Origin of the sequence: Clostridium gelidum (assembly GCF_019977655.1) — a bacterium.
Classification (GTDB): Bacteria; Bacillota; Clostridia; order Clostridiales; family Clostridiaceae; genus Clostridium; species Clostridium gelidum.
This window is the reverse complement of the sequence record NZ_AP024849.1, coordinates 5,893,698-5,902,500: the sequence shown is the minus strand read 5'-3', so window position 1 is coordinate 5,902,500 and position 8,803 is coordinate 5,893,698. Positions and strand designations below refer to the sequence as shown.

Below are 8,803 nucleotides of genomic sequence, written 5' to 3'. Positions count from 1 at the left end.
ATCAGGCCGCAGAGAATAGGCACAAGCAACTGTTTAACAAAAACACAGGTCTCTGCTAAAGCGTAAGCTGATGTATAGGGGCTGACGCCTGCCCGGTGCTGGAAGGTTAAGGGGAATGCTTAGCACGTAAGTGCGAAGGTGTGAACTTAAGCCCCAGTAAACGGCGGCCGTAACTATAACGGTCCTAAGGTAGCGAAATTCCTTGTCAGGTAAGTTCTGACCCGCACGAATGGCGTAATGACTTGTGCACTGTCTCAACTGCAAATCCGGCGAAGTTGTAGTGCGAGTGAAGATGCTCGCTACCCGCGATTGGACGGAAAGACCCCGTAGAGCTTTACTGTAGCTTAGCATTGAATTTCGGTATTGTCTGTACAGGATAGGTGGGAGACTGGGAAATCAGAGCGTTAGCTTTGGTGGAGTCGTTGTTGGGATACCACCCTGATAGTATTGAAGTTCTAACTGGATGCCATGAAACTGGTGACAGGACATTGTTAGGTGGGCAGTTTGACTGGGGCGGTCGCCTCCTAAAATGTAACGGAGGCGCCCAAAGGTTCCCTCAGAACGGTCGGAAATCGTTCGTAGAGTGCAAAGGCATAAGGGAGCCTGACTGCGAGACCTACAAGTCGAGCAGGGACGAAAGTCGGGCTTAGTGATCCGGTGGTACCTCGTGGGAGGGCCATCGCTCAACGGATAAAAGCTACCTCGGGGATAACAGGCTGATCTCCCCCAAGAGTTCACATCGACGGGGAGGTTTGGCACCTCGATGTCGGCTCGTCGCATCCTGGGGCTGAAGTAGGTCCCAAGGGTTGGGCTGTTCGCCCATTAAAGCGGCACGCGAGCTGGGTTCAGAACGTCGTGAGACAGTTCGGTCCCTATCCGTCGCGGGCGTAGGAAATTTGAGAGGAGCTGTCCTTAGTACGAGAGGACCGGGATGGACTGACCTATGGTGTACCAGTTGTTTCGCCAGAAGCATAGCTGGGTAGCTAAGTCGGGAATGGATAAACGCTGAAAGCATCTAAGTGTGAAGCCAACCTCAAGATGAGATTTCCCATAGCGTAAGCTAGTAAGACCCCTTGAAGACTACAAGGTTGATAGGTCAGAGGTGTAAGTATGGTAACATATTTAGCTGACTGATACTAATAGGTCGAGGGCTTGACCAATTATTTAATCAAGTTGTAAAATATACATTAATTCTATATGCAATTTTGAAAGAACAATTCTTTCAAAATGCTTGACATATTATATTTTTATAAGTATAATATTGCTTGTAACAATCTCGTGACGATGGCATAGAGGTAACACTCCTTCCCATTCCGAACAGGACAGTTAAGGTCTATAGCGCCGATGGTACTGCACGGGTGACTGTGTGGCAGAGTAGGACGTTGCGAGGTAATTCTAAAAGAGATAGTAATATACTATCTCTTTTTTAGTGCAAGTAAAAAAGTATTTACTACTACTAATATTAAAATAATAGTATTAGAAGAAACAATATTAAAAATAATCCACAACAAGTCACAATGATTTTAAATATATTGTGGATTATTCTTAATTATATGTGGATATCTTTAAAAGGAACAGTAATATATGCATAGTACCATTCATATATTCTAATTACTCTAAGTAATAGTATAGATCAACTTTAAGTAGCAGGATAGACGAAGTATTTACAAGAAATCAAATTAGTGGTACAATACCAATAAATTCAATAACGAAAACCTTAGGTAGAGGTGCCATTAATAAAGAGTACTTATTATGAGTTTGCAAACGTTGATTAATAAGGAAAGGTATTATGGCCGAAGATTTAAATTATGTAAAGATTTATTTCTGGGTATGCATAGAATATGTGCATAACTGTCACGAAAGTGGAGAGCTACAAGGATTTGCTGAAATTGAAAATAGTAGTAGTAGTAATAATATTATTGTTTTTTAGTTTCAGATAAAGCTTTATGCGATTAACTCTACCCGTTGGTATATATACTAACGGGTTTTCTTATTTTATTAAGTACCTCTTGGGGTTACATTGTACTTTGTGGGTATATTGTTTCCCTTGAGGATACATTGTGACCCTTGTGGGTATAAAACAAATTTGAGGAGTTGTAATAATTTATGAAAATTGAAGGAGTATTAGTACCATTAGTAACACCATTTAAGGACGGAGAGGTAGATTTAAAATCTTATGAAAGAATGGTTAATCATTATATAGAAGAAGGGGTAAATGGGATTATACCACTTGCAACAACTGGCGAGTCGCCTACTATTCTAGAGAATGAATATGAAGAAGTTTTGGCTAAAACTATGGAGTTTAGTAATAATAGAGTACCAGTATATGTAGGGTTAGGTGGAAATCATACTAGTGAAGTAGTTAAGAAATTAAAGGTAGCAGAAAGGTATAATGTGGATGGTATATTATCTGTAGCACCATATTATTCAAGACCAAATCAAAGAGGATTGTATGAACATTTTAAAAGTCTATCTGAAGGAACTGATTTAGATATTATAATTTATAATATCCCATATAGAACTGGAATAAATGTTGAAAATGAAACTATTCATAGATTGTCAGAATTAAAGAATATTATAGGGTTAAAAGATTGCTCAGGAGATATGAGGCAAACAACTGATTTGTTGATTAATCCACCAGAGGACTTCTCAATTTTAACGGGAGAGGATGCATATTTCTACATAACACTTTTGCTTGGTGGACAAGGTGGAATAATGGGATCGGCTCATTTAAGAACTAAAGAATTTATTGAAGTCTATAATTTGGTTAAAACTAATAATCATCAAGCTGCATTAAAAAAATGGAAGTTATTATATAATATGATACCATTTTTATTTGCAGAGCCTAACCCTACACCATTAAAATATTCTTTAAAGAAATTAGGGTTAATAGATTCAGATGAAGTTAGATTGCCATTAGTTAATATTACAGAAGAATTAGAAAATAAATTAAATAATATTATTAAATTATAGATAATTCACTTAATTTGTTTTTAAAAATTTAAATGGGTATAATATATTATTGGAAATCACTTACTAAATAAATAATTAAATGTTAAATTTAAATGTCAAAATTATGCTTTTATTGTAATAAAAATGTATATTTTGTTTTGACTAGTATAAAAAATAGGAGTAAGATGAAAGCTGACAAGTTAAATAAGGAAGTGATTAAAAATGATGCCGAAGTTCTTTTATATGATTAAGAACAAGGAAATTACAAAAGCACAAGTTATGAAAGATATCATAGCTGGAATTATAGTTGCTGTAATAGCATTACCATTGTCAATAGCACTTGGTATATCATCAGGCGTGTCACCTGAGAAGGGTCTTATTACAGCAATATTTGCCGGATTTATAATCTCATTATTAGGAGGTAGTAGAGTCCAAATAGGTGGCCCTACAGGAGCTTTTGTTATTATAATTTATTCGATTATTCAGGAATATGGTTTAAATGGACTTATTACTGCTACAATAATGGCAGGAATTATATTAATTATAATGGGAGTATTAAGATTTGGATCATTAATTAAGTATATACCACAAACAATAACTATAGGATTTACAGCTGGTATAGCAGTAACATTAATGTCAACGCAAATTAAAGATTTTTTTGGACTACCAATTGACACTGTGCCAGCAGAATTTTTTGCTAAATGGGGAAGTTATTTTGCAAACATAGGGTTATTAAGTAAATGGTCTTTGATAGTAGGGGTAGGATCTATTATTATAATCGTGTTTTGGCCTAAAATTAATAAGACAATACCAGGTTCGATGATTGCATTGATAGTTGCAACTGTTTTTGTAAAAGTATTAAACTTACCTGTAGAAACTATTGGAAGTAGATTTCAAGAAATTTCATCAGTAATACCAATGCCAATACTTCCAGACTTGAGTATGGCTACAATAAATAAATTGTTTGCACCTGCTGTGACAATTGCTATTTTAGCAGCATTAGAATCATTATTATCAGCAGTAGTAGCAGATGGAATGATTTCAGATGCACATGATTCTAATATGGAGCTTGTTGCTCAGGGGATAGCTAATATTACATGTGGATTATTCGGTGGAATACCAGCTACAGGTGCCATAGCAAGAACAGCAGCTAACGTAAAATCAGGTGGAAAAAGTCCTATATCAGGAATGATCCATGCTATAACATTATTAGCTACCATGTTAGTTTTAATGCCTCTTGCAAAGATGATACCTATGACTACCCTTGCTGCAATCTTAATGGTTGTATCATATAATATGAGTGAATGGAGAGCTTTTAAAGGATTATTAAAGGCTCCTAAAAGTGATGTTATTGTATTATTAATCACATTTGGATGTACAGTTGCATTTGATTTAGTTGTTGCAATAAGTATTGGAATGATTATGGCAATGTTCTTATTTATGAAGAGAGTATCAGATACTACGGAAATTAGAGATTTAGTATATGATGAAGTTTTTGATGAGAATATAGCTAGCGTACTAGAAAAAGCAGAGGGGAAAATACATGTATATCAAGTAAATGGACCGCTGTTTTTTGGCGTAGTACAAGAGTTTATTGCAAAAATGAAAGAACTTGAATCTTCTGTTGAGGTTGTTATTTTAGATATGAGACATACCCATGCAATAGATGCATCTGCAATAGATGCATTAACTAGATTGCTTAAGCATTGCAATAAGTTAAACATAAAATTTTGTTTAACTCATGTGCAAGAACAACCAAGGAAAGTATTAAATAAAATGGGATTCGTAGTTCAAATTGGAGAAAGTCATATATATGAAACTAAGACAGAAGCAATAGAAATAGCTTATGAGTATATAAAATGTCTAGAGGTATCTTAAATTAAAGATATTTTTGAATTTATATTTTACATATGAATAATTTAAATAGGATTAATAATAGACAGTGTAAATTATTAATCCTATTTTTGTAATTTATAGCAGTATTAATTAGAGTATTTTTTATTACAAATTAATTATTTCCGAGGAAATAATAGGTATATATAATTTAAATAATATTAAAACCCATAAGTATACAACTAAGAGACTGCATATATAAGTGAGTTTTGCAAATAATATTATTGAAAAAGTTATAAGGAGTGATAAAAATGGATGCAAATTCGTCTATAAAATGTTCTGTTGAACAATGTCAATATCATGCACAATCAAAGGATTATTGTACATTACAAGAAATCAAAGTAGGTACTCATGAAACTGATCCAACAAAAGTTGAATGTACAGATTGTGAGTCATTTGAAGTAAGATAGCTTTAAATTTCACTTGAATTTAGAGAGATGTTCTAAAAAATAGTTTTTTAGAACATCTCTTTCTGATTTTATTTAAAAGTATAAATTATAATAAATAAAATTAACAATCTATATGGATTTAGTTTTTTGAAAAAACTAATATAATAAAGTAATATGAATAAAACTTTTATAACAAATATGCCAATAATATATTATAATTAAATTTAGGCACAATCAAAAAAATATTCATGGCAACTTTGGACTTGTTATTTATTTGATTGTGCCTTAAATGAAGAAATTGATTATAAAACTATATAGAGTAGCGAGGTATGTTTAATTGGAATACGATTGGGAAAGAAAATTTCCATTTTTAGAAATTGATAAGAGTATAGTGGGTAGGCTATTTGACGGGATTTTAGAAGAAAGGAATATCATTAATATAATCCCGATAAATGAGGGTTGTAGAACAACAAATTATATTGTAGAAACAAATGAATTTCAAAAAAAATATATTTTAAAAATATTTTTTTCAACAGAGCAAAACCATAAGAAAGAAATCAAATTATTAACAAAGTTAAAGGAAACTATTCTTGTGCCTAGAATATATAAGATTAGTACTGATGAAATTATTCAAAACAGAGAATATGCAATTTATGAGTATATGGAAGGGAAGAGTATAGGAGAAGCTATAAGTGAAGGATATGTATTGGAAGAAATATTTGTTAGAGATGTTGCAAGATATTTAGCTAAAATACATAATCATAAGTTTAATAAAACAGGATTTTTAGATGAAAATTTAAATTTAAAAGATGAATTACCTCCACTTATTTCATGGTATGAAGAATTTATGGGAGATAGAGCTCAAAAACGTCTAGGTAAAAGTATTATACAAAAAATTAATAATATTATTAAGAAAAATAAAAAGATATTAGATAAACTAGATGAAAAAGTTAGGTTAGTTCATGGCGATTTTCAAGGCACTAATATATTAATAAAAAATGGTCAAGTATCTGGGATTTTAGATTGGGAATTTGCAATGGCAGGACACCCTTTAGCAGATATAGGTCAATTTTTTAGATATGAAGAATATTTCAACAATAACTTATTACAAGCATTTAAGAATGAGTATAACAAAAATTCAGATTATAAGTTAGAAAAGAATTGGTATAAAATAAGTAAACTTCGAGATTTAGTTAATTTAATTCAGATAATTAATGGAGAAGAGGATATGCCTAATAAATATTCCAATATAAAGAATATAGTAATTAATAATATAGATATATTGGATAATAAAGATTTGAAAAAGGAAATGAAAATTATTAAGTTCACTAATTGATAGGATATAAAATAGCCGTATACTTTTATAAATATTTTCAAATATGAATTGACTTTTTATAATCATATAACTATAATGTAAATAAATACTAATTTAATGACGAAGGTGTCTAATATAATGTGATATTATATTGGGTGCCTTTTTATAATTTGAATAGTTCTCATGACAATGGAGTCAAAGCTGAACCAGCTTGGCTCCATTTTTTTGTCATTAGAAATTTAGTTTTTACTAAAAGAAAAAATTATTATTAAGAAGGGAGGCATCATAATGAAAAGTCAAAATACAGTTATCGTGAATAACAGAAGTAAAGTAATCAGTGTTAATTTTCTCTATGCAACAACCATGATTGTTATTTTTCTGGGAATATTTTTTAGTATTTTCAGTTTAGTCAACCATGTCAACTTTAAAGTTTTAAATTCATATGTACCAGGTGAAGTATTTGGATTTTTGGTTCTATACCTTGGCATACGATATTATTTATCAGTTACTAAATTAAAAGAGGAATTACTTAAAACTTCGTCAAAATTTGAATGGAGTAATTTTAAAGGAAAAAAATTAAAAAAACTTTCACTAAAAAAATAACACAATTTTTTATTCTAACAACTACAAAAAATATTATTATTTTAAAGGAGGCTAATTTATGAAAAAGTCAGTAAAATTAGGTGCAATTATATTATTTTTAGGTACTTTAGCGGTAATGTTAGTTTTAGCACTTTCACCAGCAGGAGGTTCAGATCCAACAGGAGCTTCTTACGTTGCTGCAACTGGAGCTGAAACATTAACAGATGTTGCAACAACTGCCAATAAGGGTTATTACGGAGCAAATTTCACATGGGTTATGATAACCGGCTTTATGGTTTTCTTCTTCCAATGTGGATTTGCAATGGTTGAAACAGGATTTTGCCGTGGTAAAAATGCAGCTCACACAATGACAATGAACTTTATGGTATTTTTAGTTGGAGCAATAGGATATTTCTTAGTAGGATTTGCCCTTCAATTTGGTGGATCAGGTGGTGCTGCTGGACTTGGAACTGGAGGAGCGGCTCTAGATTCAATGCTTTCTATACCTGGTCTTGGTGGTATTATGGGTTATAAGGGATTCATGTTATCTGGTGCAGGTATTTATGATCCAGGTATTTACGCATTGTTTTTCTTTCAAATGGTATTCATGGATACAACTGTTACAATTCCAACTGGTGCTGTAGCAGAAAGAGTAAAATATTCTGCCATTATTATTATATCCTTGTTTATTTCAATGTTCTTGTACCCTCTTTTTGGAAACTGGGTATGGGGCGGAGGCTGGTTATCTACCCTTGGTAAGAACTTTGGATTAGGTCATGGTGTTGTTGACTTTGCTGGTTCTGCTGTTGTTCACTCAATGGGTGGTATGCTTGCTTTATCAAGTGCAATTGTTATAGGTCCTAGAATTGGTAAATTTAAAAAAGACGGAACTGCAAGACCTTTCCCTGGACATGATATACCAATGGCTATTGTTGGTACAATTATTTTATTCTTCTGTTGGTTCTCATTTAATGCAGGTTCAACATTAAATGCTTCTGATTTTAGACTAGCTGTAGTTGCGACTAATACAATGGTAGCTGGTGCAATAGGTGGACTTGTTGCGATGTCATATATGTGGATTAAATTTGGAAAACCTGACCCATCTATGACTGCAAATGGTGCCCTTGCTGGACTTGTAGCAATTACTGCTCCTTGCGCATTTGTAAATGCTCCTTCTGCCTTCTTTATTGGTGGAGTTGCTGGATTACTTGTATGTGTATCCGTATCATTTGTAGAAAATAAATTAAAACTTGATGATCCAGTCGGTGCAATTTCTGTTCATTGTGTTAATGGTCTTTGGGGTGTTCTTGCTTTAGGATTATTTGCAGATGGTTCTTATGGAGATGGTATAAATGGTGTTGCTGGAGGTGTAACAGGATTATTCTTTGGTGATGCATCTCAATTCGTAGCACAACTAATTGCTGTTGTAGTTTTATTTGTCTGGGGATTTGGAGTTTCTTATATATTCTTCAAGATTCTTGATAAAGTTTGGGGCATAAGAGTATCACCGGAAGATGAATTAAATGGTTTAGATATTCCTGAGATGGGTGTTACTGCATATCCTGATATGCAATTAGTAAAATCCCCTGAACTTGATTATAATTCAGCAGATAATATGGAAATAAAACAATTATTAAGGTTTAAAAAAGATGCAAGATCAATATAATATAAG

At 32.6% G+C, this 8,803-nt stretch carries 6 protein-coding genes, 2 rRNA genes and 1 riboswitch (1 of these 9 running past the window's edge); all 8 genes read left to right on the top strand.

Annotation, left to right across the window (positions count from 1 at the left end; translation table 11 throughout):
* Nucleotides 1-1,160: ribosomal RNA gene (locus psyc5s11_RS27075) — 23S ribosomal RNA — on the top strand; it begins 1,752 nt to the left of the window's first position.
* Between the two features lie 114 nt (nucleotides 1,161-1,274).
* Nucleotides 1,275-1,391, top strand: a 5S ribosomal RNA gene (gene rrf / locus psyc5s11_RS27070).
* 323 nt (nucleotides 1,392-1,714) lie between these two features.
* Nucleotides 1,715-1,881: riboswitch (Lysine riboswitch) on the top strand.
* 225 nt (nucleotides 1,882-2,106) lie between these two features.
* Nucleotides 2,107-2,973: a 4-hydroxy-tetrahydrodipicolinate synthase gene (gene dapA, locus psyc5s11_RS27060; protein ID WP_224035530.1), complete on the top strand. Its 867-nt coding sequence runs from the start codon at nucleotides 2,107-2,109 to the stop codon at nucleotides 2,971-2,973.
* A 201-nt stretch (nucleotides 2,974-3,174) separates the two neighbouring features.
* Nucleotides 3,175-4,830 carry a SulP family inorganic anion transporter gene (locus psyc5s11_RS27055; RefSeq protein ID WP_224035529.1) on the top strand — a complete coding sequence of 552 codons (1,656 nt, stop codon included), beginning with the start codon at nucleotides 3,175-3,177 and terminating at the stop codon, nucleotides 4,828-4,830.
* Between the two features lie 266 nt (nucleotides 4,831-5,096).
* A complete protein-coding gene (locus psyc5s11_RS27050; protein WP_224035528.1) occupies nucleotides 5,097-5,255 on the top strand; it encodes a DUF1540 domain-containing protein in 159 nt (52 codons plus the stop codon).
* A gap of 316 nt (nucleotides 5,256-5,571) precedes the next feature.
* Complete coding sequence (locus tag psyc5s11_RS27045) at nucleotides 5,572-6,570, top strand: phosphotransferase family protein (RefSeq protein WP_224035527.1); 999 nt, start codon at nucleotides 5,572-5,574, stop codon at nucleotides 6,568-6,570.
* Nucleotides 6,571-6,837: 267 nt separating this feature from the next.
* Nucleotides 6,838-7,152, top strand: a complete 315-nt coding sequence (locus psyc5s11_RS27040; protein ID WP_224035526.1) for a hypothetical protein — start codon at nucleotides 6,838-6,840, stop codon at nucleotides 7,150-7,152.
* Nucleotides 7,153-7,210: 58 nt separating this feature from the next.
* Nucleotides 7,211-8,797 (top strand): ammonium transporter, encoded by a 1,587-nt coding sequence (locus psyc5s11_RS27035; protein ID WP_224035525.1) that lies wholly within the window; start codon nucleotides 7,211-7,213, stop codon nucleotides 8,795-8,797.
* The last annotated feature ends 6 nt before the right edge of the window (nucleotides 8,798-8,803 follow it).

What these genes read in the sequence shown, in the direction of transcription:
- dapA (WP_224035530.1), top strand. Translation starts at nt 2,107, where the DNA reads ATGAAAATTGAAGGAGTATTAGTACCATTAGTAACACCATTTAAGGAC.
- psyc5s11_RS27055 (WP_224035529.1), top strand. Translation starts at nt 3,175, where the DNA reads ATGATGCCGAAGTTCTTTTATATGATTAAGAACAAGGAAATTACAAAA.
- psyc5s11_RS27050 (WP_224035528.1), top strand. Translation starts at nt 5,097, where the DNA reads ATGGATGCAAATTCGTCTATAAAATGTTCTGTTGAACAATGTCAATAT.
- psyc5s11_RS27040 (WP_224035526.1), top strand. Translation starts at nt 6,838, where the DNA reads ATGAAAAGTCAAAATACAGTTATCGTGAATAACAGAAGTAAAGTAATC.
- psyc5s11_RS27035 (WP_224035525.1), top strand. Translation starts at nt 7,211, where the DNA reads ATGAAAAAGTCAGTAAAATTAGGTGCAATTATATTATTTTTAGGTACT.